Source organism: Streptomyces sp. NPDC028722 (genome assembly GCF_040637655.1).
In the GTDB taxonomy this organism is placed as follows: domain Bacteria; phylum Actinomycetota; class Actinomycetes; order Streptomycetales; family Streptomycetaceae; genus Streptomyces.
Map to the genome: position 1 here is coordinate 88,535 of NZ_JBEZWU010000023.1, position 25,554 is coordinate 114,088.

At 72.8% G+C, this 25,554-nt stretch carries 21 protein-coding genes; 7 read left to right on the forward strand and 14 right to left on the reverse strand.

From position 1 onward, the window contains the following. Positions 1–24: 24 nt before the first annotated feature. The 9 genes from AB0F03_RS28910 to AB0F03_RS28950 all read right to left on the reverse strand — a co-directional run bounded on the left by AB0F03_RS28910 (position 25) and on the right by AB0F03_RS28950 (position 10,737). Positions 25–1,023 (reverse strand): aspartyl/asparaginyl beta-hydroxylase domain-containing protein, encoded by a 999-nt coding sequence (locus tag AB0F03_RS28910; RefSeq protein WP_361997083.1) that lies wholly within the window; start codon positions 1,021–1,023, stop codon positions 25–27. Positions 1,024–1,088: 65 nt separating this feature from the next. After that, positions 1,089–2,891, reverse strand: coding sequence for an asparagine synthase (glutamine-hydrolyzing) (gene asnB / locus AB0F03_RS28915; RefSeq protein ID WP_361997085.1), 1,803 nt, complete (start codon positions 2,889–2,891; stop codon positions 1,089–1,091). Between the two features lie 3 nt (positions 2,892–2,894). Then, a complete protein-coding gene (locus AB0F03_RS28920) occupies positions 2,895–4,172 on the reverse strand; it encodes a hypothetical protein (RefSeq protein WP_361997087.1) in 1,278 nt (425 codons plus the stop codon). Between the two features lie 41 nt (positions 4,173–4,213). Continuing rightward, positions 4,214–5,221, reverse strand: coding sequence for a 2,3-diaminopropionate biosynthesis protein SbnB (gene sbnB, locus AB0F03_RS28925; RefSeq protein ID WP_361997089.1), 1,008 nt, complete (start codon positions 5,219–5,221; stop codon positions 4,214–4,216). A 48-nt stretch (positions 5,222–5,269) separates the two neighbouring features. Beyond that, positions 5,270–6,250 (reverse strand): 2,3-diaminopropionate biosynthesis protein SbnA, encoded by a 981-nt coding sequence (sbnA, locus tag AB0F03_RS28930; protein ID WP_361997091.1) that lies wholly within the window; start codon positions 6,248–6,250, stop codon positions 5,270–5,272. Then, complete coding sequence (locus tag AB0F03_RS28935; RefSeq protein ID WP_361997093.1) at positions 6,247–7,683, reverse strand: M20/M25/M40 family metallo-hydrolase; 1,437 nt, start codon at positions 7,681–7,683, stop codon at positions 6,247–6,249. Before AB0F03_RS28935 ends, sbnA begins: the two co-directional genes overlap by 4 nt. A 30-nt stretch (positions 7,684–7,713) precedes the next feature. After that, positions 7,714–8,649 (reverse strand): hydroxyacid dehydrogenase, encoded by a 936-nt coding sequence (locus AB0F03_RS28940; RefSeq protein ID WP_361997094.1) that lies wholly within the window; start codon positions 8,647–8,649, stop codon positions 7,714–7,716. 154 nt (positions 8,650–8,803) lie between these two features. Continuing rightward, positions 8,804–9,733, reverse strand: a complete 930-nt coding sequence (locus AB0F03_RS28945; protein WP_361997096.1) for an NAD(P)-dependent oxidoreductase — start codon at positions 9,731–9,733, stop codon at positions 8,804–8,806. Then, positions 9,730–10,737 carry a ScbA/BarX family gamma-butyrolactone biosynthesis protein gene (locus AB0F03_RS28950; RefSeq protein ID WP_361997098.1) on the reverse strand — a complete coding sequence of 336 codons (1,008 nt, stop codon included), beginning with the start codon at positions 10,735–10,737 and terminating at the stop codon, positions 9,730–9,732. The genes AB0F03_RS28945 and AB0F03_RS28950 overlap by 4 nt, the downstream gene beginning before the upstream one ends. Positions 10,738–10,911: 174 nt before the next feature. Here AB0F03_RS28950 and AB0F03_RS28955 point away from each other — a divergent pair, with 174 nt between their 5' ends. Next, entirely contained in the window at positions 10,912–11,550 is a 639-nt protein-coding gene (locus AB0F03_RS28955; RefSeq protein ID WP_361997100.1) for a ScbR family autoregulator-binding transcription factor, read from the forward strand. A 270-nt stretch (positions 11,551–11,820) separates the two neighbouring features. Here AB0F03_RS28955 and AB0F03_RS28960 read toward each other — a convergent pair whose 3' ends face one another. Continuing rightward, positions 11,821–13,599: a thiamine pyrophosphate-binding protein gene (locus tag AB0F03_RS28960; protein ID WP_361997101.1), complete on the reverse strand. Its 1,779-nt coding sequence runs from the start codon at positions 13,597–13,599 to the stop codon at positions 11,821–11,823. Between the two features lie 231 nt (positions 13,600–13,830). On the opposite strand from AB0F03_RS28960, the gene AB0F03_RS28965 reads away from it, so the two are divergent. The 3 genes from AB0F03_RS28965 to nrfD are packed head-to-tail and all read left to right on the forward strand — an operon-like array spanning position 13,831 to position 17,580. After that, positions 13,831–15,462 carry a cytochrome b N-terminal domain-containing protein gene (locus tag AB0F03_RS28965; RefSeq protein WP_361997137.1) on the forward strand — a complete coding sequence of 544 codons (1,632 nt, stop codon included), beginning with the start codon at positions 13,831–13,833 and terminating at the stop codon, positions 15,460–15,462. Between the two features lie 16 nt (positions 15,463–15,478). Beyond that, complete coding sequence (locus AB0F03_RS28970; RefSeq protein ID WP_361997103.1) at positions 15,479–16,525, forward strand: 4Fe-4S dicluster domain-containing protein; 1,047 nt, start codon at positions 15,479–15,481, stop codon at positions 16,523–16,525. Continuing rightward, a complete protein-coding gene (gene nrfD / locus AB0F03_RS28975; protein ID WP_361997104.1) occupies positions 16,522–17,580 on the forward strand; it encodes an NrfD/PsrC family molybdoenzyme membrane anchor subunit in 1,059 nt (352 codons plus the stop codon). The genes AB0F03_RS28970 and nrfD overlap by 4 nt, the downstream gene beginning before the upstream one ends. Positions 17,581–17,671: 91 nt before the next feature. On the opposite strand, the gene AB0F03_RS28980 is transcribed toward nrfD, so the two are convergent. The 4 genes from AB0F03_RS28980 to AB0F03_RS28995 are packed head-to-tail and all read right to left on the reverse strand — an operon-like array spanning position 17,672 to position 20,902. Then, positions 17,672–18,223, reverse strand: coding sequence for a hypothetical protein (locus AB0F03_RS28980; RefSeq protein WP_361997106.1), 552 nt, complete (start codon positions 18,221–18,223; stop codon positions 17,672–17,674). Between the two features lie 5 nt (positions 18,224–18,228). Then, complete coding sequence (locus AB0F03_RS28985; protein ID WP_361997108.1) at positions 18,229–18,588, reverse strand: hypothetical protein; 360 nt, start codon at positions 18,586–18,588, stop codon at positions 18,229–18,231. After that, positions 18,585–20,261, reverse strand: a complete 1,677-nt coding sequence (locus AB0F03_RS28990) for a cbb3-type cytochrome c oxidase subunit I (RefSeq protein ID WP_361997110.1) — start codon at positions 20,259–20,261, stop codon at positions 18,585–18,587. Before AB0F03_RS28990 ends, AB0F03_RS28985 begins: the two co-directional genes overlap by 4 nt. Beyond that, the gene (locus tag AB0F03_RS28995; RefSeq protein ID WP_361997112.1) at positions 20,258–20,902 is read right to left on the reverse strand and encodes a cytochrome c oxidase subunit II; all 645 of its coding nucleotides are present in this window, start codon (positions 20,900–20,902) and stop codon (positions 20,258–20,260) included. Before AB0F03_RS28995 ends, AB0F03_RS28990 begins: the two co-directional genes overlap by 4 nt. Positions 20,903–21,299: 397 nt before the next feature. On the opposite strand from AB0F03_RS28995, the gene AB0F03_RS29000 reads away from it, so the two are divergent. The 3 genes from AB0F03_RS29000 to fdh all read left to right on the forward strand — a co-directional run bounded on the left by AB0F03_RS29000 (position 21,300) and on the right by fdh (position 25,520). Further along, the gene (locus AB0F03_RS29000; RefSeq protein WP_361997114.1) at positions 21,300–21,701 is read left to right on the forward strand and encodes a hypothetical protein; all 402 of its coding nucleotides are present in this window, start codon (positions 21,300–21,302) and stop codon (positions 21,699–21,701) included. Positions 21,702–21,779: 78 nt separating this feature from the next. Then, the gene (locus AB0F03_RS29005; RefSeq protein ID WP_361997116.1) at positions 21,780–22,085 is read left to right on the forward strand and encodes a hypothetical protein; all 306 of its coding nucleotides are present in this window, start codon (positions 21,780–21,782) and stop codon (positions 22,083–22,085) included. A 174-nt stretch (positions 22,086–22,259) separates the two neighbouring features. Beyond that, the gene (gene fdh, locus AB0F03_RS29010; RefSeq protein WP_361997118.1) at positions 22,260–25,520 is read left to right on the forward strand and encodes a formate dehydrogenase; all 3,261 of its coding nucleotides are present in this window, start codon (positions 22,260–22,262) and stop codon (positions 25,518–25,520) included. Positions 25,521–25,554 lie beyond the last annotated feature (34 nt).

Genomic DNA, 25,554 nt, shown 5'->3' on the forward strand with positions numbered 1-25,554 from the left:
GGCGCGCCCCGCACGGTGGTGGCCTCAGGCGGCGAGGCGCTCGGCGGTGACGGTCAGCTCGTGGACCCGGCTGCCCTCCCGGGTGCGCAGGACGACCCGGGGTTCGGGTCCGTCGGGGAAGACCTGGAGGGTGCGTTCCTCGCTCCAGCCGGCGAGGCGGTACTCGTTGTCGCCGAGATGCACGAGCGCGAAGACGCGGTCGCCGGGCAGCCGGAGCGTCATCTGGTCGCCGTCCTCGGCGAGCGTCGCCGTCTCCTGGGGCTGGTCGGCGGAGAGGGGGGTGTCGGCCTCCCACAGGTGGAAGGTGGCCGGGACGGGGAAGCGGGTGGCGAGCCGGCGCCGTTCGTCCGGGGTCTGGGGGCACTCCTGGCGGTTGAAGAGGATCTCCCCGTCGCGGAAGTACGCCTGCCAGTCCTGCGGGAACAGTGCGGCCAGGCCGGGGGTGACCAGGACGTCGATGACCAGGTGGACGCGGGGTTCGGTGCCGGTGTTCTGCACCCGGTGGGTGCGGCTGAAGTCGCCGAACCAGAACTCCCCCGGCTGCCAGCGGTGCTCCACACCGTCGAGGACGAGCACGGCGTCCGGGTTGGTCGCGACCGGCACGTGCAGCCGCGCGACGCCCCAGCGGGGCCCAAACTTGGGGTCGGTGTGGTCGATGCCGACGGTGTCGGGGCCGAGGGCCATGAACCGTACGGCGTGCAGCGGTGCGGGGATGGAGTCCAGCACCTCGCGGACGTAGGGGATGCGGTCGAGCCACACGGTGTCCGCGAAGTCCCGCGGGCCGGGGCCGCCGGGGTCGGTGCGGTCGCCGTCGCCGCCCGGACTGCGCAGGGCCAGGCACCGCCAGTCGACCTCGGTGGCGGCGCCGACGCCGTCCTCGGTGTAGATGCGCTGCTGTTCCCAGGTGTGCTCGCGTACGGAGGTGAGTTCGCGCAGCAGGCGGCCGGCGTCGAAGGCGGGCTTGAGCCGGACGCCCTCGGCCGGCATGGGCGGGGTGTTCAGGAGTGCGGCAGAGGATGACATGGGGACATTCCTTCGCGGGGGTGGGGATACGGGTACGCGGAGGGGGCCGCGGTGGCGTGCCGGGGTCAGGCGTGGGCGACGGCGGCCGTCTCGCGGGCCACGCTGTTCTCGTTCAGCTGGTGCCAGCGCTCCAGCATGTACAGCGTCCACAGTGCGTAGCTGTGCTCCGGACGGGCCCCGCGGACCAGGGAACGCAGGGCGTCCGGGTCGAAGTAGCCGCGTTCCAGGGAGGCTTCGGACAGCAGGGTGCCGCTGATGGTGCTGCGCAGCTCGGCACCGAGCCAGCTCTCCAGGGGCACGGCCAGCTCCTGTTTGCGGCGTTCCAGGATCTGCCGGGGCAGGTAGCGGGCCGCCACGCGTTTGAGGGGCGCCTTCTCGTGCGCGCCGATCAGCTTGCGGGCCGCGGGGACGCGGGTGACGTAGTCGATGAGCCGGTGGTCGAGGAGCGGGCTGCGGGGTTCGACGGAGTGGGCCATCGACATCCTGTCGATCTTCACCAGTTGCGCGTCGGACAGCCAGAATCCGCTGTCGACCTGCATGGCACGGTCCAGGTCCGGGACCGCGGGGTCCGTGCGGCCGAAACGCGCCCGGAGGTAGTTGTGGGGGTGGCCCGGGATCCGGTCGGCGAAGCCGGCGGCGTACAGCCGGTTCTTGAGCGGCCCGGGTACGCCGTCCACGAGGACGCTCTCGTAGCGGTCGGCGAGGTCACCGCCGCTGCGCAGGTCGCGCAGGCGCTGGTAGCGGCCGTACCCGCAGAAGATCTCGTCGGATCCGTCGCCGGTCAGGACCACGGTGACATGCTGCCTCGCCAGCTTGTACATGCAGGACGCGGCGATCGCGGAGGGGAACGCGTAGGGCTCTCCCATGTGGGTGAGGATGGTGTCGACGGCCTCCTTCGCGTCCGAGGCGCCGATCCGGTAGACGTGGTGGCGGGTGCCGCAGTGCTCGGCGACGGCGCGGGCGTACACGGACTCGTCGAACGCCTCGTTCTCGAAGCCGACGGAGAAGGTGTGGATCGGCCGGCCGAGCTGGCGGGTGGCCATGGCGACCACCAGGCTGGAGTCGAGCCCGCCGCTGAGCATGGCCCCGAGCGGCACCTCCGACTCCAGCCGGTCGTGCACCGCCTGCTGGAGCAGGGCGTCGATCCGGTCGTCGATCTCCTGTTCCGGCGTGTCGGTCAGCTCGGCGGTGAAGGCGAACTGCCAGTAGGTGCGGCGGCGTTCGGGGCGGCCCCGCTCGAAGACCAGCACGGTCGCCGGCTCCAGCCTGCGTACCTGCCGGTAGATGGTGTGGGGTGCGGGCACCACCCGGTAGCTGAGGTACTGGTCGACGGCGACGGGGTCGGTGTCCCGGCTGATGCCGGGGTGCAGCATCAGTGCGGGCAGTTCCGAGGCGAAGGCGACGCCGCCGCCGTCGGGTGCCGCGTAGAACAGGGGTTTCTTGCCGACCCGGTCGGTGGCCAGGAGGAGCCGGCCCGCGCGGGTGTCGTAGAGGGCCACGGCGAACATGCCGTGCAGCCGCTCGACGAACCGTTCGCCCAGTTCCTGGTAGAGATGCGGGAGTATCTGGGCGTCGCTGCCGCCGCGCACCGGGCGGCCCCGGGCGGCGAGGAGCGCGCGCAGCTCCTGGTGGTTGTAGATCTCACCGTTGAGGACGCACACGACGGTGCCGTCGTCGCTGAAGACGGGCTGGGAGCCGTCGTGCAGACCGATGACCTTCAGCCGGCACATGGCCAGGGCTGCCTCGGCGGTGGCGAAGGAACCCGTCTCGTCGGGGCCGCGGTGCGCCATGGCGGCGCAGGCGGCCGGCGCGTAGGGAGCGTGGACGGACGTGTGTCCCAGGGACACCGTTCCGGCGATTCCGCACACCGGTCAGCCCTCCTTCAGGTCGAGGCGGCGCTTGGCGTGTCCGGACCGCAGCCCGTCCGGTGGGACGGCCCTCACGCGGACCGGCCCGACCAGCCCCGACGCGATCATCTGGGCGACGTCCGGGGCCTGCCGGTCGATGGCGGTGCGGACGGCGGCGAGCTGTCCGTCGCCGATCGTGTCGGCGACGACCCGGATGACCAGGCCGTCGTCGTCCGCCGCTTCGAAGGGGCGGCCGGGGAAGACCTCGGCCATGATCTGGGTGAGGTCGTGGTTGCTGATCCGTTCGCCGTGCTTGAGGTCGCCGGCGAGGCGTCCGTCGATGCGTTCGAAGGCGAACACCTCGCGGCCCGCGTGGCGGAGACGGCGCAGTCCGGTGACGGCGTCGCCGGTCACGTAGCGGACGGCCGGGAAGTAGCTGCGGGCGAAGGAGGTGAGGAGCAGCGCCCCGCTGCCTTCCCGCCGGGACGGGACCCGGTCGTGCTCGGTGAGGCCGGGCAGGTCCTCGGGAGGCAGTACCTCGGGCAGGATGTGGTCGTGGAAGTGGTAGAGGCCGGTGTCCGCGCACGAGTACGCGATGGCGCCGATCTCGATGGAGCCGAACACGTCCAGGACGTCCCCGGGGCGCAGGCCGAAGCGTTCGGCGACGTGGGCGCGCCAGGCCGGCGGGGCGACGTCGCCCACGACCATGATCTTGCGGGGCCGGATGTCCAGGCCGGGGCTGGCCTGGAGGAGCCGGTCGAGGATCATCGGCATCGTGAAGAACACCTGCGGCTGCCACGCGTTGAGCTTCTTCACGTGCTCGTCCACCGGCCGGGTGAAGTCGATGTCGTGCGCCTCGAAACCGAGTTCGAGGAAGACGCGGCGTGCCGAGGCCGCGGCGTGGCCGGTGCCGAGGTCGGCGACCGCGACGGCGCCGCGCGGCACGTCCTGGGTGAACTCGCCGAACAGGGCGCGCCGTTGGGCGACGTAGGCGTCGTCGTCGGCGGGCGAGTAGAGGATGCGCTTGCGCTGTCCGCCGGAGGTGCCGGAGGTGAGGTAGGCGGAGGCGTCCGGCAGCTGCGGGTGCTCCGCGGTGTAGTAGTGCGCGCCGAGCAGACCGGTGCCGACGAGGGGGAGGTCGGAGGAGTCTCCGGAGCCCAGGGCGCCGCGGCGCAGGAGCAGGTCGCGGTACCAGGGGAAGCGCTGGGCGTGGCCGGCCGCGAGGGCGGCCAGTTCCGCGGCGCGGGCGGGGGCCTGGGCGGGGGCGGGGGCCCGAAGGGCGGTGGCGGTGATGTGGGGCATGACGGGGTGCCTTTCGTCGGGCGGGCGGGTGAGCGCGTGCGTCAGCTCCAGCGCTGTGTCTCGCCGAAGAAGCCCGGCACGGAGACGGCGAGGTCCTTCTCGACGGCCTGCCGGTAGAGGCGGTGTCCGACCGCGAGGTCGAGGACGCCGAGCCCGAAGGGTGAGAAGATCCGCGGCCGGTCGGCTGCCGGGGTGATCTCGCCGCGCAGCACCTGCGCGAGGGTGCCGTCGATGAACTCGCGGTGTCCGTAGAGTTGTTCGGCCAGGTGGGGTGAGGTGTCGGCGGTCAGGCAGTGGTCGACGTCGTCGAGGATGTTCTGCGCGCCGGCGACGAGTTCGGGGCCCAGGTCCCGCAGGGAGATGTTCAGCACGGTCTGTCCGGGGGCGAAGGTGTCGGCCCGGGTGACCCAGGGTTCGGGCGCCGTGGTGGCGAAGACGACGATGTCGGCGTCGGCCGTGGCGCGTGCGAAGGAGTCCTCCTGCTCGGCCCGGTAGCCGAGCCCGGCGATGCGCCGGGTGAGGGCGGCGGCGTAGGAGGCTTCCCGGTCGTGCACGACGAAGCGGCCCACGGACCACGACTGGGCGGCGAAGAATTCGGCGATGTTGCGCGCGATGACGCCCGCTCCGACCACGCACACACGGTCCGCCGTACGTCCGCCGGTGAGTTCCTGGGCGCCCAGGACGGCCGACGCGGCGGTGCGGGCGGAGCTGATCTGTGACGCCTCCAGGCAGGCGAAGGGGTAGCCCGTCTCGTAGTCGTTGAGGAGCAGCGTGGCGGAGGCGCGGGGGATGTTCCGTTCGATGTTGCGGGGGTAGCTGGCTATCCACTTGATGCCGGAGACGCTGTGGTCGCCGCCGAGGTGGGCGGGCAGTGCGATGATGCGGGCGTCCGGCTTCTGCGGGAAGCGCAGGAAGTAGCTGTTGGGGTTGACCGAGTCACCGGCGTCGTGGGTGAGGTAGGCGGAGCGGACCGTCTCGACGATGTCGGGGCGCGAGACGTCGATGAGGGCGCGCAGGGCGGCGCCGCCCACCACGTGGAAGTCGAACATGGGGGTCTCTTCTCTCGTCAACGGTGGGTGGGGTGTGCCGGCGGCTGGTCAGACGGCCACGGGTTGCGTGCGGGTGCCGTCGAGGACGTCGCTGCCGAGGGTGGCGGCGACCCACATGTCGTCGTAGATCGTCTGGGCGTAGCGGTCGCCCATGTCCGGGGAGAGCGCCACGACGCGCGAGTCCGCGGGGATCCGGGCGGCGATCGTCTCCAGTGCCGCGAGCACGGATCCGGTGGATCCTCCCACGGGCAGGCCGTGTTCGCGGGCCAGGCGCCGGCACATGCGGACGGCGTCGGACTCCTCGACGAGGACGACGTCGTCCACCTGGTCGGGCCGGCACAGTTCGGGGCGGCGGCTGGTGCCGAGACCGGGGATGTGGCGCGGGCCGGGGGGACCGCCGAAGGTGACCGATCCGGTGGTGTCCACCGCGATGATCCGGGTCCACGGCGAGAACGCCCGGAAGTGCCGTGTGCAGCCCATGAGCGTGCCGGTGGTGCCGGCGCCGACGACCAGGACGTCGACGTGCCCGATGTTCTTCAGGATCGAGGTCGCGGTGCGCCGCGCGTGGGCCTGGGCGTTGGCGGGGTTGGCGTACTGGTTGAGCCACACCAGGCCCGGGTCGGCGTCGGTCATCTCGCGGATGCGGGCGATCCGGGTGCCGAGGTAGCCGCCGTTGCGGTCCCGTCGGGTGACCTGTACGACCTCGGCGCCGAGGGCCCGGATGAGGGCGAGGCTCTGCGGGGAGACGTTCGGGTCGGTCACGCAGGTGAAGTGGTATCCGCGGGCCGCGGCGATGACGGAGAGGGCGATGCCGAGGCTGCCGGAGGAGGACTCCACGATGCGGCCGCCGGGCCACAGCCTGCCCCTGCGTTCGGCGTCCTCGACCATGCCCAGCGCGGACTTGAGTTTCACCGATCCCGCCGGGTTCATCCCCTCCAGCTTGAGGAAGAGGTGGCTGTCGGGGAGGAGGCCGTCGAGTTCCAGGAAGACGTCGTCGGTCACGATGTCGCAGGCGCGCTGGTAGATCATCGGTTCTCCTGCTGTCCGTTCGGCGGGGTGCGGGTCGCGCCGTCGCCGGGCCGGTGCGGGTCCGGCCGGGCGGTGGCGAGACGGCGCAGGAAGAGGGCTTCGGCATGGGCCAGGGCGGCGATCTCCGCCGGGCTGACGCTTTCGTCGGTGCCGTGGATGTTCGACGGCGGGTCCTCGACGCCGCAGAGGATGATCTCGGCGTCGGGGTAGAGCGTCCGGAAGGCGGAGCAGACGGCGATGGAGCCGCCGGCCCCGACCTCCAGGGGCTGGGTGCCGAAGGCGTCGCGCAGGGCGTCGCGCATGACGGCGTGGGCTGTTCCGCCGGTGTCCGCGAGGAAGGACGGGCCGCTGGTGACGCGCCGGATGTCCAGGTGCGCTCCCCAGGGTGTGCGGGCGCGCAGATGGGCGGCGAGCGCCTCGTGGACCCGGGAGACGTCCGCGCCGGGCGGGGTCCGGACACTGAGGAGCGCCTTGGCCGACGGCAGGAGCGCGGGTACGGCGTCGTCGAGGGGCGGTGACTGCACGGCGAGCACGGTGACGGAGGGCAGGTTCCACAGCCGGTCGGCGATGGTGCCGGCGCCCAGGAGGGCGACGCCGTCCAGTACGCCGGCCTCGGCGCGGAAGTCGGCCTCGGTGTACCGCGCGGTGTTCTCCCGCGGGGCCGCCGCGGCGGTCTCCGGTCCGGGGAGGCACGGGGTGCCCTGGCTGTCGTGCAATGTGGCCAGCAGGCTGATCAGGGCGGTCAGCGCGTCGGGGGTGGGCCCGCCGTACTGGCCCGAGTGCAGGGTCCTGGACAGGGTGGAGATCTCGACCTCCACCACGGCCATGCCGCGCAGGGACGTGGTGACGGTGGGGGTGCCCGAGGCGGCGTTCCCGGTGTCCGCGACGACGACGACGTCCGGTGTGGGCAGGTCCGGGTGCGCGCGCAGCAGTTTCTCCAGGTCGGCGTCGCCGGGCTCCTCGCAGCCGTCGACGACGACGACGAGGTCGAGGCCGGGGTACGGCTCGTCGGACAGGGCGTCCCGGAGTGCGCGCAGGGCGGTGAGGTGCATGACGACGTTGCCCTTGCAGTCCGCGCTGCCGCGGCCGTACCAGCGGCCGTCGCGTTCGGTCAGCTCGAACGGGGGTGAGCTCCAGGCGGTCTCGTCCTGTGCGGACACGACGTCGTAATGGGCGTAGAGCGCCACGGTCGGCGCTCCCGGTGGTCCGGGGCGGCGGGCGTAGACCGTCTCGGTGCCGTCCTCGAAGGGGAGCAGCCGGATCTCGGGGAGGCCGGCGTCCGCGAGCAGGGCGGCGATCCGGCGGGCCGCGCGGTGGAAGTGGTCCAGGGAGGGGGTGCGGGCGACGGTGCGCAGCGCGACCAGTTCCGCGAGGTCCTCGCGGGCTCTGGGCATCAGTGCACGCACGGTCGCGGCTGTGGGGGCAGCTGACATGGGGGTCTCCGGCGATGCGGGTGCGGTCGCTCAGGCGGCGGTGGGCGCGGGGCGGAGCAGCGGATCCAGTTCCGCGAGGACCTTCTGGACGACCTCCCGTCCGGCCCTGAGCTGTGCGTCGTGCGTGCCGGCTCCCAGGTGCGGGGTGCCGAGCACGTTCGGCAGGGCCAGCAGCGGTGAGCGGCCCGGGGGTTCGGTGGCGAAGACGTCCAGTGCCGCGCCGGCCGGCCGGCCCTCGCGCAGTGCCCGGGCGAGGGCGTCCTCGTCGACGATGCCGCCGCGGGAGGTGTTGACCAGGAGCGCGGTCGGTTTCATCAGGGCCAGTTCGCGGGCGCCGACGAGTCCCGTGGTCTGCGGGGTCTTCGGCAGGTGGAGGGTGACGACGTCGCTGGAGGCGAGCAGTTCGTCGAGCCCGGTGGCGCGCACGTCGCCGCCGATGGTGTCCGCGTACGGGTCGTGGGCGAGGATGCGCATGTCGAACGCGGCCAGCCGACGCGCGACCTGCCGGCCGACCCGGCCGTAACCGACGATGCCGAGGGTCCGGCCCGCGAGTTCGGCGCCGACGAAGTCGGACCGGCGCCATTCCCCGTCCGTCAGGGAGTGCGTCGCGGCCTTGACGTGGCGCACCGAGGCGACGATGAGGCCCACGGTGAGTTCGGCGACGCTGACGGTGTTGGAGCCGGGGGCGTTGACCACGGTGATGCCGCGGGCCCGGGCGGTGACGGTGTCCACGTTGTCGAGGCCGACGCCCGCTCGTGCGACGACGCGCAGCCGTGGCGCTCGGTCGAGCACCTCGGCGTCGACCCGGGTACCGCTGCGGATGATCAGGGCATCGGCGTCCGGCAGGACCGCGAACAGGGCCGGGCGGTCGCGGCCGTCGACGTGCCGTACCTCGCACGTGACCTCAAGGGCGGCGACGGTGTCGCCGGGCAGTGCGTCACTCACGACCACGATCGGTGAGGGCACGGTTCTCTCCTTGGAAGGGGGACAGGATCGCGCTTCTAAGCCAAACGTTTGGTTTGTTTCATGAAAAGCCTAACGTTCGGATTGTTTTTCGTGGAGGTTTCCGGAGTGTGTCCTGTGTCACTCCCCCGGCTTCCCGTGCGCGCCGGAGCCCGGGTCAGAGCAACTGCTCCCGGTACCACGCGGCGTGGGCCGCCAGGCCCGCGGGCAGTGCGGTCTCCGGGGCGCAGCCGCCCACGGTGCGCAGCCGGGTCGCGTCGAACCAGTGGTCGACCCCGAACAGGTCCAGGAGGTGGCCGTCGCACCCGGCGGCGACCAGTTCCTCCCGGGCCCGTTCGAACGGCTGGTCACCGCGCACCAGCGGGAAGCCGAGGTGCCGGTGCGTCGCCGCGACCAGCTCGCGCAGACTGACCGGCCGGGGCGGACACGCGTGGAAGACGCCGGCCGCCTGCCGCGCCGGCGCGGTCACCGCCAGGTGGGTGAGCGCGGCGGCGAGACTGCCGACCTCCGTGAGCGACAGCAGCGCCGAGCCCTTCTCCGGCAGCCCCGAGCGCAGGGCACGCAGCATCCGCAGCAGGCCCGTCATCACCCACCGGTCACCCCGGCCGTATACGAGATAGGGCCGCAGGACCGCGCCGCCCGCCCCGAGCGTGAGCCGCTCGCCGGCCAGGCGGCTGCGGCTGGTCGCCGAGACGGGCCGCGGCTCCGCCTCACCCTCGGCCGTCCCCCGGAAGGGCCCGTTGCCGTACACGGCCGCGGTGCTCAGGTGGACGAACCCGTGCACACCCGCCCGCCGGGCCTCGGCCAGCAGATGGCGGGTGCCGTCGGCGTTCACCGCGAGGCAGCGCTGCTCGTCCTTGCCTATGTACGAGGCGAGGTGCAGCACGCGGTCCACACCGCGGCAGATACCGCGCAGGGACGCCGGGTCGGTCAGGTCACCGTCCACGACCTCGATGTGCCGCCCCCGCAGCGGGGCACGCCGGTGGGCCAGTACGCGCACCCGCGCTCCCTCGGCCCGCAGGAGCGGCAGGACCGTGCCGCCGATGAACCCGGACCCGCCGGTGACCAGGACGCAGGGGCGGTTCACCGGGAGGCGCCGCCCGACGGTACCGGCGTGCCGTGGACGGCGAGTGCGCACTCGTAGACGAGGGCGCCGTCCTGCTCCGCGGTCACCCGCACCTCGCGGGCGCCGTCGCTGTCGGACAGCCGCGCCCGGACCAGGCAGGGGGCGTCGAACTCCACGTAACTGTGGAAGTGGTTGGTCATCACGGGCAGCAGGGCCGCGCCGGGGCCTGCGAGGCGTTGCGCGGCCTGCCGCGCGGCCTCCATCAGGAGCATCCCTGGTACGTGGTCGGTGGGGTGGTCGAAGAGGGTGGGGTGCGCCCGGTTGACGCGCAGCGGCCAGACTCCCTCGCGCGCGTCCTGGGCGCCGCGGTCCGCCGGCGGCCGGCCGAGCACCACGTCGGCCTCGACGGCCCGGCCGACCTCGCGGGGAGGGACGGGCGCGGGCGGTTCGGGCAGACTGCCGGGCACCTCGGCGTGCGCGCCCCGCAGCCGCCGGTAGACGGCGGGCCGCAGACAGTTGAGGGTCATCCGGCCGCGGCCCAGGGGGACCTGCCCCCGCGCGAGGCCGACCTCCATCGTCATGCCCGCGAGGTGGCCGCCGCGGGAGGTCACGTCGGTGCAGTCGACGGTCAGTTCCACGTCGGCCGGGTGGCCGTCGAGCGCGAGGGCGTCCGCGCGGAGGTCGATGCTCAGCTCCGTCATGAGCGTCGGATGATCGCGGGGCAGGTCGTAGAAGAGGTGACTGACGAGGGAGGACGTCTGGCGGATACTCTCGGCGGCCAGCAGCGGATCGTGCCAGCGCCCGCCGACGGGCCGGTAGAAGCCGTGGCCGCGCGGCCACTGGGCTCCTACGGCGAAGCGGTCCGGGCCGAGGCGTATGCCGTCGGTGAGCAGCACCTCCCCGATCGCTCTCCGGTGGACGAGATCGCGGGGGGCCGTCTGCTCGAAGGAGAGGGGGCGTGGGCGTCCGGTGAGCGACGTGGTGCGGGTGGTGCGGGCCAAGGGCTCGGAAAGGTCGACCGACATGTCACGCGGCTCCTGTCTACGCTGCTTCCCAGGGGCAGCGCTCAGCGGCCCGCCGGGTGCAGATGGTAAGGAACGACTGTTGAGCCATACAATACCCAACGTACGTTTTGTTTTATGGGCATGCAACCAGTCACTTCATGAACCTGACATGTCCGGGAACGAGGTCAGCACACGATGGCGCAACAGGAACGAGCGATCGAAACCAGGCGAAGGCTCCTGGTCGGCGCGGCCAAGGTCTTCGACGAACGGGGCTACGCGGCGACCAGCATCAACGAGATCCAGGAGCGCAGTGGCGTCACCAAAGGGGCCATGTACTTCCACTTCAAGTCCAAGGAGGAGATCGCGCGAGGGGTGATGGCCGCCCAGACCGAGGTCCCGGTCGAACCCCGCACGCCGTCGGTGTCCCCCTTGCAGCAGGTCATCGACCTCACCCATCTCCTGGCCCAACGGCTGCGCACGGACGTCCTGTTCCGCGCGAGCATAAGGCTCACGGTGGAGCGCGGCACCTTCCAGACGAACGACTCCGACCTGTACGACTGGTGGCTGCGGGCCTTCGGCCGGGAACTGGTGCGCGCCCAGGGCGCCGGAGAACTCCGGGAGGACGTCGTTCCGGAGGACGTGGCGGCGAGCGTGGTCGGTTCCTTCACCGGCATCCAGATGCTCTCCCACGTCAAGTGCGGCCTCAGCGATCTGCACGAGCGCCTGTCGCTGTGGTGGCAGCAGATCCTCCCGGGCATCGCGACGCCGGAAGCGGTGCGCAGGGCGTTGCCGGCGGGGTCACCGGAACTCGGTCTGACCGGCGACGGGGGCTGACGGCCCGACAGAGCGGTAAGGCCGGGGCCGGGACATGGTGTTCCCGGCCGGGGGAACCGGCCACCGGGCAGCCGCCTCCCCCTCAAGACTTCCCGAAGCGGCCCCTCGTGGTGTTCCGAGCGGCCGTGTCCCGCGCCTGCACCTGCCGGCGTCGTCCCCCTCCTACCGGTGTCCCCGGCGTCCCCGGCGTCCCCGGTGCCCCCGGTGCCCCCGGCGGCGGCCGAGCCGCGGCGCACCGCCGTTCGTCCTGTCGTGGCCGTAGCATGACCGTCAGGCGGTGCCGAACAGGTCACTGACCGTCGTGGCGATCTTCCTGCGCCACGCGCCCGTACCGGTGGACCGGAGTGCCGGCTCCGCGGTGTCCCGGTATCCGGCCGGTTCCGCCCAGTCGGGAGGCATGTCGCCGTCCACCAGGAACTCCAGCAGCATCGGCCCCCTCCCGGCGAGCGCCTCCTGCCAGACGGGGGCCACCTGGCCGGGCCGCTCGCACCGGATGGCGGGCAGACCGAGAAGACCGGCGTAGTCCGTGTAGGACACGGCGGGCACCTCCCCGGTGGCCGGGATCCGCGGATCGCCGGCGGCCGTCCGGCGCTCCCAGGTCAGCCGGCTGAGGTCCCCATTGTTCAGGACGCAGAAGAGCGTGGGCGGCAGATCGGCGAGGCGTTCGAGGTGCCGGCGCACGGTGATCAGCTCGTTCATGCCGCCGGCTTGGAGGGCCCCGTCGCCGATCAGGGCGACCACCGAACGTTCGGGGAAGGCCAGGCGGGCCGCCAGGGCGTAGGGCACGGCGGCGCCGGGGGTGCCCAGATGCCGCGAGAGGGCCGCGCGCATGCCGTCGCGCAGCTGGAGGTGCCGGGTCCACCAGTCCAGGGCCGTCCCCGAGTCGGTGACGACGACGGCCCGGTCCGGCAGCCGCGCGGACAGCTCGGCGACCACGGAGCGGGGGCTGACGGCCATGCCGAAGAAGCGTCGCGCCTTGGTCCGCCCCTCCGCGTGCCATTCCCGTACCGCCTCCTCGACACCGGCGCGCCACCGGCGGTCGGCCTTGGGCCGGAGCAGGGGACGGAGGGCGTCCAGCGCCGTGGCGACGTGCCCCGTCAGCCGCGCGGCGGACGGCACCATGGCGGCCACGGGGCAGGCGCCGGAGTCCGCGTCGACGGAGACGACGTGCCGTGAGCCGGTGTCCGGCAGCAGACCGGTGTCGAAGTCGTGCGCCCCGACCAGCAGCAGGGTGTCGCAGTCGCGGACCAGGGCGGCGGCGGGCGCGCTGCCGAGGGTGGCGGCCACTCCCGTGACATGGGGGACGTCGTCCGGCAGGACGTCGCGGCCCAGGGGGGTCTTGGCGATACCCGCGCCGAGCAGTTCCGCGACGTCCCTGACCACGCCGGCCGCTTCGGCGGCGTCCGGACCGACGACGACGGCGACCCGGCGGCCGTCGTTCAGCAGGTCCGCCGCTCGCCGCACCTGCCGGTCCGGCGGTCGCACCGGCGGGCTCAGGTAGAGGAGGGACGCGGTGGCCTCCTGGTCACCGTGCGGCCAGGGCGGCGCCTCGGCCGCCAGCACGGCGCGGGGCAGGACGAGCGTGGCCACTCCCCTGCCGCTCACCGCGGCGCGCAGCGCCCGGTCCAGCGCGTCCGCGACGAGAGCCGGGTCGGTGACCCGTTCGGAGTACTCGGACACCTGGGCGAAGAGCTGGGAGGCGGGGACGGCGCGCCGCCGGTCGCTCACGCCCGGGGGCACCGGCTCCTCCCCCACCACCGCCAGCACCGGACTGCGGTCGAGCGCCGCGTCGTACAGGCCGCTGAGCAGGCGCAGTGCGCCGGGTCCGGACGGGGCCAGGCAACAGCCCGTCCTCCGGGTGAGCTTGGCATGGGCGCAGGCCATCAGCGCGGCCGACTCCTCCTGCCGTGCCTGTACGAACTCGGGCGGCGGCGAGTCGCCGGTGAGCGCGGTGACCAGGGGGTCCACGGCGACGCCCGGCACGCCGAACACCCGGTCCACGTCCCAGGCACGCAGACGCGCCGCGACGAACTGGGCGACGCCGGTCACGTGACCTCCCGCAGCGTTCTGGGCCGATCCGTCGTCCGGCCGGGTAGCCCCGGGAGCGCGCCGCAAACCGGGACCGGCGTTCCCGCGGGCCCCCTGTCGGGGGTCCCCCCGCCGCGATTTCGGCCGCGCGTGCCGGGGGGACCCGTGCCAGGCTCGGAAGCGAGCGGTGAACGGTCGGACGCGGTGCGCAGTCGGCAGGGCCGGGCGGAGGAGGGCGATCACAGCGTGACGGTGTCTCCCGAGGACGGGCCGGCCCGTCCCGTGTCGCGCGGGGAACGCGTGGTGAGCGCGCTCGACAGACGGCTGCCGGTCGCCTCGGCGGGCAAACAGTTCCTGCGCAAGGCCTTCCCCGACCACTGGTCGTTCCTGCTCGGCGAGATCGCCCTCTACAGCCTGCTGGTGCTGGTGGTCACGGGCGTCTTCCTGACCTTCTTCTTCCACCCCGACATGACGGAGCGGCCGTACACCGGCTCCTACCTTCCGCTGGAGGGCGTGATCACGTCGGAGGCGTACGCCTCGGTACTGCACATCAGTTTCGAGGTGCGCGGGGGCCTGCTGATGCGGCAGGTCCACCACTGGGCCGCGCTGGTGTTCGTCGCCGCGATCGGCGTGCACATGCTGCGGATCTTCTTCACCGGCGCCTTCCGGCGGCCCCGGGAGGTGAACTGGACGATCGGCGTGACCATGTTCATGCTGGCGCTGCTGGAGGGCTTCTGCGGCTACTCGCTCCCGGACGACCTGCTGTCGGGCACCGGTCTGCGCACGGCCCAGGGCATCGTGCTGTCGATCCCGGTCGTCGGCACGTACCTGGCGTTCCTCGTCTTCGGCGGCCAGGTCCCCGGGCACGAGATCATCCCGCGCCTGTACGTGGCCCACATCCTGCTGCTGCCCGGGCTGCTGCTGGCGCTCGTGGTGGTCCACCTGGCGTTCGTCGTCCACCAGAAGCACACCCAGTGGGCCCGGCCCGGCCGGACCAACCGCAACGTGGTCGGCAAGGCGTTCTTCCCGCAGTACACGGCCAAGTCCGTCGGCCTGCTCCTCGTCGCCGCGGGCGTGCTCACGCTGATGTCCGCGGTGATGCAGATCAACCCGGTGTGGAGCTTCGGCCCCTACCGTGCCGACCAGGTGTCCATCGACGCGCAGCCCGACTGGTACGTGGGTTTCCTGGAGGGTGCTCTGCGCCTGATGCCCGGCGCGGAGACCGACGTCGCCGGCCACACGATCGTCTGGGACGTCCTCCTGCCGGCCGTGGTGCTGCCCATGACGCTGTTCCTCGTGCTGTACGCCTATCCGTTCTTCGAGCGGTGGATCACCGGGCCGGGCCCCGAGCAGCACCTGTGCGACCGCCCGCGCAACCAGCCCACCCGCACCGCGCTGGGTGCCGCCGCCGTCTCCGCGTACGCCGTGCTGCTCATGGCGGGCGGGCAGGACGTCATGGTGCACGTCTTCGACGTCCGGCTGGAGGTGCTGACGTACACCTTCCGTACCGCGCTGTTCGTGGTGCCGTTCGTCGCCTACCACGCCGCGAAACGGGCGTGCCTGGGGTTGCAGGCGGCCGACCGGCGGCGTCTGCTGGAGGGACGGGCGACCGGCGAGGTGCGGCGTGGCCCGGAGGGCGGCTACCAGGAGGCGCGGACGCTGCTGCCGGCGTCCGAGGCCTACCTCATCCTCGTGCGCGACGTGCCACGGCCACGGGCTCACGGCACGGAGGTGTGGCGCTGGTTCCACAAGCACCGGATCCGCAACGCGCTCAGCCGGTGGTACTTCGGCAAGCGGGTGGAACTGCCCGCCACCGAGGGGCAGCGCCACCGTGTCGAGATGGTGCGGGCCGCGCCGGGGACGGCGGAGGAGAGTGACGGGTGAGCGAGGAGACCGGGAAATGACGGACGACACCGCCGCACGGACGGCCCGGGAGGACGGGGCCGCGTCGCGGGAGAACCTGCTCTCCGGTCCGCAGCCGGACGTGGCACGGGCGGCCGGGTACGCCGACGCCCCGCCCCGCATGGGGTTCTTCACCGACACCTCGGTGTGCATCGGCTGCAAGGCGTGCGAGGTGGCGTGCAAGGAGTGGAACGCCGTCCCCGAGGACGGCCTCGAACTGACCGGCATGTCGTACGACAACACGCAGGGCCTCGGCGCCGACACCTGGCGGCACGTCGCCTTCATCGAGCAGCGCAAGCCGCTCGGCGGACAGGAGCCCGGGGCCGGGCACGAGGACGTCGACGTGTTCGCCGCCGCGTCGGTCCTGGGCACCGGCCCGGCCTCGCCCGGCCCGGGGGCCACCACTCCCCCGCCGGGTGCGGCCCCTGCGGGCGCCCCGGCCGGGGAGATCTCCCCGGTGTCCCCCGACGGCCGCACCGAACTGCGCTGGCTGATGGCCTCCGACGTGTGCAAGCACTGCACGCACGCCGCCTGCCTCGACGTGTGCCCCACCGGCTCGCTGTTCCGCACCGAGTTCGGCACGGTCGTCGTCCAGGAGGACATCTGCAACGGCTGCGGTTACTGCGTGCCCGCCTGCCCGTACGGCGTCATCGACCAGCGCCGGGACGACGGACGGGCGTGGAAGTGCACCCTGTGCTACGACCGTCTCGGCGTGGGTATGGAGCCGGCCTGCGCCAAGTCCTGTCCGACCGACTCCATCCAGTTCGGCCCGCTGGACGAGCTGCGGGACCGGGCCGCCGCCCGGGTCGCCCAGCTGCACGCGGCCGGTGTCACGGACGCGCGGCTGTACGGCGAGGACCCCGAGGACGGCGTCGGCGGCGACGGGGCGTTCTTCCTGCTGCTGGACGAGCCGGAGGTCTACGGCCTGCCGCCCGACCCGGTCGTCACCACCCGTGACCTGCCGGCCATGTGGCGGCACGCGGCGGCGGCGGCCGTCTCGCTCGCCGCGCTGGCCGCCGCCAGCTTCGTCAGGAGGCCGCGATGACCGGTTCCGATGTCACCCGGGACGGTGTGGAGGGCGCGCGTCCCGGGCGTGACGCCCTCACCGGCGCGCATGCGGGGCGCCGGCGGCGCCGCGGGCGCGGGCGTGGTGAGCGGGCGATGGTGCCCGACGCCGAGTTCTCCTCGTACTACGGCAAGCCGATCCTGAACAAACCGACCTGGAAGCCCCTGGACATCGCGGGCTACCTCTACCTGGGCGGACTCGCCGGCGCGTCGTCGCTGCTGGGCGCCGGGGCGCACGTCACCGGCCGGCCGGCGCTGGCCCGGACGGCGAAGACCGGGGCGGCGGGCGCGATCTCCCTCTCCCTGGTCGCGCTGGTGCACGACCTGGGCCGGCCCGCCCGTTTCCTCAACATGCTCCGGGTGTTCAAGCCGACCTCCCCCATGAGTGTGGGGTCGTGGCTGCTGATGGGCTACGCGCCGCTGGCCCTGGCCGCCGCCGCGACCGACGTCGCCGGCCGGTACCGCCTAGTGGGCGCCGCCGCGACCGCGTCCGCCGCCGTGCTCGGGCCGGCCGTCGCCACCTACACCGCCGTGCTGATCTCCGACACCGCCGTGCCGTCGTGGCACGAGGGGCACCGGGAGATGCCGTTCGTCTTCGCCGGGTCGGGCGCCACCGCGGCGGCGGGGCTGGCGCTGGCCTGCGTACCGCCGGGGCAGACCGGTCCGGCGCGCCGCCTGGCCGTTCTCGGCGCCGCGCTCGAACTGGGCTCGTTCCAGCTGATGAAGGGGCGGATGGGGCTGGCGGCCGAGCCGCTGGAGCGGGGCAGGCCGCACGCGCTGCTGCGCGCCGCGGAAGCGCTGACCATCGGGGGTACCGTGCTGGGGGCGTACGCCGGCAGGCGGAGCCGGGTGTCCGCCGCCGTGGCGGGTGCGGCGCTGCTGGCCGGTTCCGCGGCCCTGCGGTTCGGGATCTTCCACGCGGGGGTGGCCTCGGCCGAGGACCCCAAGTACACGGTCGTGCCCCAGCGGGAGCGGCTTGCAGCCGGTTCGCTCTCCGCCCCGGCCGGGTCCGGCACCGCCGGGTCCGGGTCCTGACGCGGGGCCGCGTCGGCGCGGGAGGCGGCGCCGTCCGCGGCCCCGGGACACCGGGGTGGGAGGCGGAGCGGTCCGCCGGTCCCGCCGTCAGTCAGGGGAGGCGCGGTGCGCCTCCGGGGGTGGGTGGCGCCAGGGCGTCGGCCGCCGCGGCCAGCCGCTCCTCCCGCCGCGCCCAGGACCAGGTGACGCCGGCGGCGGTGACGCTCAGGGGCAGCATGCCGACGATCATGGCGATGCCCTCCGCCGACTGCCCCGTGGCGATGACACCGACCGCGGGCAGGTCGAGCAGCGGGGCCGCCAGGAAGAGGTACAGGCACCGGCCCGGATCGCTGAGGCGGTGCCGGGTCCGGGCCACGACCGGCACCCAGAACAGCACGGCGCCCACGAGCAGCACCGGCTCCGTCACGAGCGGTCCGGCACCGGGCGCCAGGCCCACCGGGCCGCCGAGGACCGCCCAGGCGTGCAGCAGGACCAGCAGCGGCAGGGTGACGCCCGGAGGCAGACTGATCCGCTCCCACAACGGGCTACGGCGCACCAGCCGCATGACGCCCGGCACCGCGGCGGCGAGGGTGAGGCCCGACCAGGCCATGAGGGCCACGGACGACAGCTGCGTCAGGTGCCCGGAGTGAGCCGTCCCGGTCACGGTGATCACTCCTCCCGGGCCGTCGTGCCGCGCACCGCGAGGGCCACCGCGACGCCCAGCAGGGGGATGGCCAGGGCCAGCAGCCACGGACCGTAGACGAACGTGAGGGCCACCAGCACACAGCCCAGCCCGGCCGGCAGCGCAGCGGCGGCACCGCGGTCCGGCACCCGGTAGCGGACGTGCTGCTCGGGTCCCCAGCGGGACGACAGCAGTACGAGCACGCCGGCCAGTTCGATGCCGAGCACGGCACCGCCCCACAGCCAGTACACCAGCGCGCTCTCGCCGTACACCGCGAGCACCGCCAGCAGCAGTGCGTTGAACACGCCCCAGCCGGCGACGACCACGAACGGCAGGTGACGCTTCACGACCGGCTCCCCTCCCCCGCCCTCTCCCGCTGCCGCCGCTGCCGCAGGTCCAGCAGCGGGGCGAAGCTCGTGATCGGGGGAACGGGGCGCTCGGGGGTGAAGTTGTACCGGGGCGGCGGCGAGGAGGTCGCCCATTCCAGGGAGTGCCCTTCCCACGGGTCGTCCGGGGCCGGTTCGGCGCGGCCGTGCGCGCGCCGGCGCAGGGTCCACAGGATGTTCACGACGAACACGGCCGTACCGGCGGCGAGGAAGGCGGCCCCGATGCTGGAGAGCAGGTTCATCAGGGCGAACCCGTCGAACGCCGCGTACGTCACCACGCGGCGCGGCATGCCCTCGTAGCCGAGGGCGAACATCGGCAGGAAGGTCAGGTTGGTGCCGGTCACGAGCAGCCAGAAGTGCAGCCGGCCACCGCGCTCGTCGAACATCACGCCGGTCACCTTGGGAAACCAGAAGTACACCGCCGCGAACAGCCCGAAGGCGCTGCCGGCGAACAGGACGTAGTGCAGGTGGGCCACGACGAAGTAGCTGTCGGTGACGTGGTAGTCGATCACCGGGGTGCCGACCATGATGCCGGTCAGCCCGCCGATCAGGAACTGCGGGACGAAGGCGAGGGCGAACAGCATCGGCGTACGGAACCGCAGGCGTCCGCCGAGGAGGGTGCCCAGCATGCCGAAGTACTCCACACCGGCGGGAACGAGCAGGGCGATGGAGGTCAGCGAGTAGTAGTCGTTGGCCGCCTGCCCGGTGGCGAACATGTGGTGGCCCCACACGCTCATCGACAGCGCGGCGAACACCAGCAGCGACAGGACGGTGCCCGTGTAGCCGAAGAAGCGGCGCCCGGAGAAGACGGCGAGCACCTCCGCCACCGCGGCCAGGTAGGGGAAGAACATCACGTAGACCACGGGGTGGCCGTAGAACCAGAACAGGTGCTGGTAGCCGATGTTCCAGGTGTTCGACGCGAAGACGGACGGGTCGGCGCGTCCGGCGGCGAGCAGGATCAGCGCGGCCAGCAGGGCGGGGAACGCGCCGATCACCATCAGGCAGGTGGCGATCATCGACCAGGAGAACACCGGCAGGCGCAGCATGGTCATGCCCTGCGTGCGCTTGCGCAGCACCGTCCACAGGACCGCCCAGCCCATGACGATGGTTCCGGTGGTCGCGAGGAAGACCCCGGCGATCCACAGGTCGGGGCCGGCGCCGGGCGAGTGGTCGCTGTCCGCCATCGGCGGGTAGGAGAACCAGCCGTCGGCGTGGGCTCCGCTCGGGGTGGCGAAGCCCGCCAGCATGACGACGGCGCCGAACACGTAGAGCCAGTAGCCCAGCAGTGTCAGCCGGGGAATGGCGATGCCGGGGGCGCCGATCTGGAGGGGCACCAGGTACACGCCCATCCCGATCGCGAACGGCGTGAGCACCAGGTAGATCATGCCGGAGCCGTGGATGGTGAACAGCTGGTTGTAGGTGTGGGCGTCGACCAGGTGCTGTTCGGGCCGGGCGAGCTGGGTCCGCATGATGAGCGCGAGGACGCCCACCAGCACGAACAGGACCAGCGACGTGCCGATGGTCAGGAGCCCGATCCGTTTGTGGTCGGTGCTCGTCACCCAGCCCGCCCAGCTGCCGGGCGGGACCGGCTTGCCCGTGGTCTCCCGCACGGTGCCGGGCGGCGCCGCGGTCATGCCGCTCCCTGTCCGCCGCCGCCGTGCAGCCACCGGTCGTACTTCTCGGGCGACACGGCCCTGACCCAGAAGTGCATCTCGTAGTGCCGCTCCCCGCAGAACTCGGCGCACTTGCCCAGCCACCGGCCCTGCCGGTCCATCGTGAGGGTGAAGGTGTTCACGTGGTGGGGGAAGGCGTCCATCTTGTAGCGCAGGTCCGGGATCCACAGCGAGTGGATCACGTCACGGGAGGTCAGGCGCAGCTGTACGGGGCGGCCGGTCGGCACCACCAGGGTCGGCAGGTGACCGCCCCGGCAGGTGTCCGAGACGCTGCGCCGCTCGGCGGCCTGGGGGTGGGCGAAGGTCCAGCACCACTGGAAACCGGTGACGTCGACGCGTACGGGCGGACGGTCGGCGGCCTGGTGCTCGCGGTGGTTCTGCCACGCCGTCCAGGACACCAGGAACACGGCGAAGGCGCCCAGCACGCCGACGTAGTAGGCCTCCAGCCGTGGCCGCTCCGCCCGCCGGGACGCGGTCACCCGCCGGGAGGCACGCCGCCTGATCAGGGCGTAGCCGAACACGGCCAGCACGAGGACGAACACCACGCCCGCGACGACCGACTCCAGTGCGAAGACGTCGCCGAAGATGTGACGCTGTTTCACCGCGTCGCCCTTCCCGCCGGGTCAGCGGCCCGGTGCCGCGGGCGGCGGTCCGGATACGGCCGCCCTGCCGCTGCGTGAGGACACCTCGGAACCATCCGATCACTCCCGTCTCGCGTCGGGGCCGGGCCATGGGCGGACATTACGGGCGGGCCGTGCGTTCCGCGAGCGGACACACCGCTGGGCGGAGTGCCCGCGAAGCGCCGACTGCGACCCGTTCCGTGCGATTGCGGCGGCTCGGTGACGCGGTGTCGGCCCGGGGGTGAGCGTGGCCGGCCGGGTGTGTCGGGAGGGCGCGGGGCGGGCAGTCATGACGTCCGCCGGTCGGGGAGCAGCCGCCCCTCGCCCCACCCGTCCCTCGCCCCACCCGTCCCTCGACCCGCCGTTCGCTGGAGCCCCGATGTGGAAGCGCGGAAGGAAGCGCCGGAAGGACGCGCGGCGCGTCGAGCTGTGCGACCTGTGCGACCTGTGCGCCGCGGTCATCGCGGCCGACGAGGCCGTACGCGGGTACGTAGCGGACTCCTCCGCCGTGCACGCCACCCTGGACTGGTTCGACGGCCTCCGCCTCCTGACCGCCTGCGGCGAGGAGCATCTCGCACGTCTGCGGGAGGAGTACCGGCGTCGCCCGTTCGTGCGGGAGGAGCTGTGGGCCGCGAAGATCACCCGGGTTCTGACCAGCGGTCCGCCGGCCCTCGGCCTCGTGGAGCTGGCCTGCCGCACCGGTCTGCACGAGTCGGAGATCCGGCGCGCCCTCGCCTGGCACGACCGGCACCGGCGGGAGCGGGGCGGCGGCCCTCCGTGAGGCGGTGCGCGCAGTTCGGGCCCCGCCACGGCGGGTACCCGCGGCCGTGGTGAGAAGGGGGAGAAGGGAACCGGTGCCATGCCCACGCAGAAGCAGGTGCGGCGGCTGCTGGCCGACGGTCTCGGCTACGAGGAGGCCGGGCGCCGCCTCGGCATACCGGCGGGACAGGCGTTCCTGATCGCCACCGGGCTGCCCGCGGACGGCGGTGACACGCTCACCACCGAGGAACAGCACCGCCCCGGTATGCCCCAGGAGTCCACCCAGCACCTGGTGAACCCGGCGGCGGAGAACCCGACCGGCAAACCGGCCGTACGCGCGTGGCTGCGGGCCCGGGCCCACGGCGACGCCCAGATGCGCCGGGCCGCGCGGTCCCACGATGCCTGACCGCCGGGCCTGCCCGGAGGCGGGCGGCCGCCCGGGAGCCGCCGGGCAACGGCGGTCCGCCTCCGGATGCCGTGCCCGCCCGCCCGCGGGACAATCGGCAGTGCGGAGGGTGACTGAACGGCGGGCGGACGGGTACCCCCGGCCGCATCGAGTACGACGGGAAAGGCGGGCGTGATGGGTGTACGCACCTGGATCGACTCCTGGCCGGTCTACCGCCAGCTGAAGGGGACGGACCCCCTGGGCCGGGGGGCCGCGGCCAAGAGCGGCCCCAGCGAGCGGCTGCGCCCGCGGGTCGCCTCCGCGGACCGGGTGGTGAAGTCCGTCTGCCCGTACTGCGCGGTCGGCTGCGGCCAGAACGTGTACGTCGAGGACGAGCGCGTCACGCAGATCGAGGGCGACCCCGACTCCCCCATCTCGCGCGGCCGGCTGTGCCCCAAGGGCGCCGCCAGCCTGCAACTGACCACCGGCGACGCCCGCGAACACCACGTCCTGTACCGGCGCCCGCACGGCACCGACTGGGAGCGGCTGGACCTCGACACGGCGATGGACATGATCGCCGACCGGGTGATCGAGTCGCGCCGGACCGGCTGGCAGTGGGAGGTCGACGAGACCCGCACCCGGCGCACCCTGGGCATCGCGAGCCTGGGCGGCGCCACACTCGACAACGAAGAGAACTACCTGCTCAAGAAGCTGTTCACCGCCCTGGGAGCGATCCAGATCGAGAACCAGGCGCGCGTTTGACACTCCTCCACCGTTCCCGGTCTGGGAACCTCGTTCGGACGCGGCGGCGCGACCACCTTCCAGCAGGACCTCCAGCACGCCGACTGCATCGTCATCCAGGGCTCGAACATGGCCGAGTGCCATCCGGTCGGGTTCCAGTGGGTGATGGAGGCCAAGGCGCGGGGCGCGAAGGTGATCCACGTCGACCCGCGGTTCACCCGCACCAGTGCGCTGGCCGACCTGCACGTGCCGCTGCGCGCGGGCACGGACATCGCGTTCCTCGGCGGGATCATCAACTACGTCCTGCGGAACGACAAGTCCTTCCGCGAGTACGTCGTCGCGTACACCAACGGCCCCATGGTGCTGAGCGAGGACTTCCGCGACACCGAGGATCTCGACGGAGTCTTCTCCGGACTGGATACCGACACCCGCAGCTACGACAACGAGACCTGGCAGTACGCGGGCACCGAGGTCCAGGCCGCCTCCGGCGAGCGGGACCAGGAGTACGACAAGCGCACCGACGGCGGCAGCACGGTGACCGACGCGGCACGCGGCGAGTCCCACGGCTCCGGCGGCGCGGCGCTCCCCGAGGGCGAGCCCGAGCGGGACGAGACGCTCACCCACCCGCGCTGTGTGTTCCAGGTCCTCAAGCGGCACTACGCCCGGTATACCCCGGAGATGGTCGAGCAGATCTGCGGGGTCCCCGAGGACATCTTCCGCCAGGTGTGCGAACTGGTCACGGACAACTCCGGGCGCGAACGGACCACCGCGTTCGCCTACGCGGTCGGCTGGACGCAGCACACCACCGGCGTGCAGTACATCCGCGCCGCCTCCGTGCTCCAGAGCCTCCTGGGGAACATCGGCCGGCCCGGCGGCGGCATCCTCGCCCTGCGCGGGCACGCCTCGATCCAGGGCTCGACGGACATCCCCACGCTGTTCAACCTGCTGCCGGGCTACATCCCCATGCGGCACGCCCACCGGCGGGAGACCCTGGACACCTTCGTGGCGGCCGAGGCGGCACACAAGGGCTACTGGGGCAACATGCGGTCCTACCTGGTCAGCCTGCTCAAGGCGTACTGGGGAGGGGTCGCCACCGAGGAGAACGAGTTCTGCTTCGACTACCTGCCGAGGCTCACGGGTTCGCACTCCACCTACGAGACGGTCATGGCCCAGCTGGACGGGATCTGCAAGGGCTACTTCCTCATCGGCGAGAACCCCACGGTCGGCTCCGCCGACGCCAAGATGCAGCGCCTCGGCATGGCCGAGCTGGACTGGCTGGTCGTCCGGGACTTCTCGCTGATCGAGTCGGCCACCTGGTGGAAGGACGGCCCGGAGATCGAGACCGGCGAGCTGCGCACCGAGGACATCGGGACCGAGGTGTTCTTCCTGCCGGCGGCCGCGCACACCGAGAAGGACGGCTCCTTCACCAACACCCAGCGGCTGCTCCAGTGGCACCACCAGGCGGTCGAGCCGCCCGGCGAGGCGCGCAGCGACCTGTGGTTCGCCTACCACCTGGGCCGCATCATCCGGGAGAAGCTCGCCGCGTCCACCGACGAGATGGACCGGCCGGTGCTCGACCTGACCTGGGACTACCCCACCAAGGGGGAACACGCCGAACCGGAGGCCGAGGCCGTCCTCGCCGAGATCAACGGCTACGACGCTCAGGGCGAGCCGCTCACCTCGTACGAGCAGCTGAAGGACGACGGCTCGACCGCCTGCGGCTGCTGGATCTACTGCGGGGTCTACGCCGACGGCGTCAACCAGGCGGCCCGCCGCAAACCCGGCAAGGAACAGAACTGGGTGGCCAACGAGTGGGGCTGGGCCTGGCCCGCCAACCGCCGCATCCTGTACAACCGCGCCTCGGCCGACCCGGACGGCAAGCCGTGGAGCGAACGCAAGGCACTGGTGTGGTGGGACGAGGAGAAGGGCTCGTGGTCCGGGCACGACATCCCGGACTTCAAGGCCGACAAGTCGCCCCGGCACCGGCCGCCGCCGGACGCGACCGGACCGGAAGCCCTGTCGGGCACCGACGCGTTCATCATGCAGGCGGACGGCAAGGCGTGGCTGTACGCGCCGTCGGGGCTCACCGACGGCCCGCTGCCCACCCACTACGAACCGCAGGACTCGCCGTACCCGAACCTGCTGTACGGCCGGCAGCGCAACCCGGTACGGCAGTTGCTGCCGCCGCACCCCGACAACCGCTACCAGCCCAGCGGCACCGAGCCCGGCTCGGAGGTGTTCCCGTACGTGGCCACCACCTACCGGCTCACCGAGCACCACACCGCGGGCGGCATGTCCCGCTGGCAGCCCTACCTGGCGGAACTGCAACCCGAGTTCTTCTGCGAGGTGTCGCCCGAACTGGCCGCCGAACGCGGTCTGGAGCACACCGGCTGGGCGACGATCGTGAGCGCGCGCGGGGTCATCGAGGCACGGGTGCTGGTGACCGACCGCGTGCCGCCGCTCACGGTGCACGGACGCCCTCTCTACCAGGTCGGACTGCCCTACCACTGGGGACCGAACGGCTACACCACGGGAGACGCGGCCAACGAACTGCTGCACATGTCCCTCGACCCCAACACCCACATCCAGGAGACCAAGGCCTTCGCCGTCGACATCCGCGCGGGACGCCGGCCACGGGGACCGGCCGCCCCGGAGCTGGTGCGCGCCTACCGGGCCCGCGCGGGCATCGACGAGCACACCGGAACCGAACTCTGATGTGCACGCCTCCCGGTGTGCCGGCCGGCCCGGT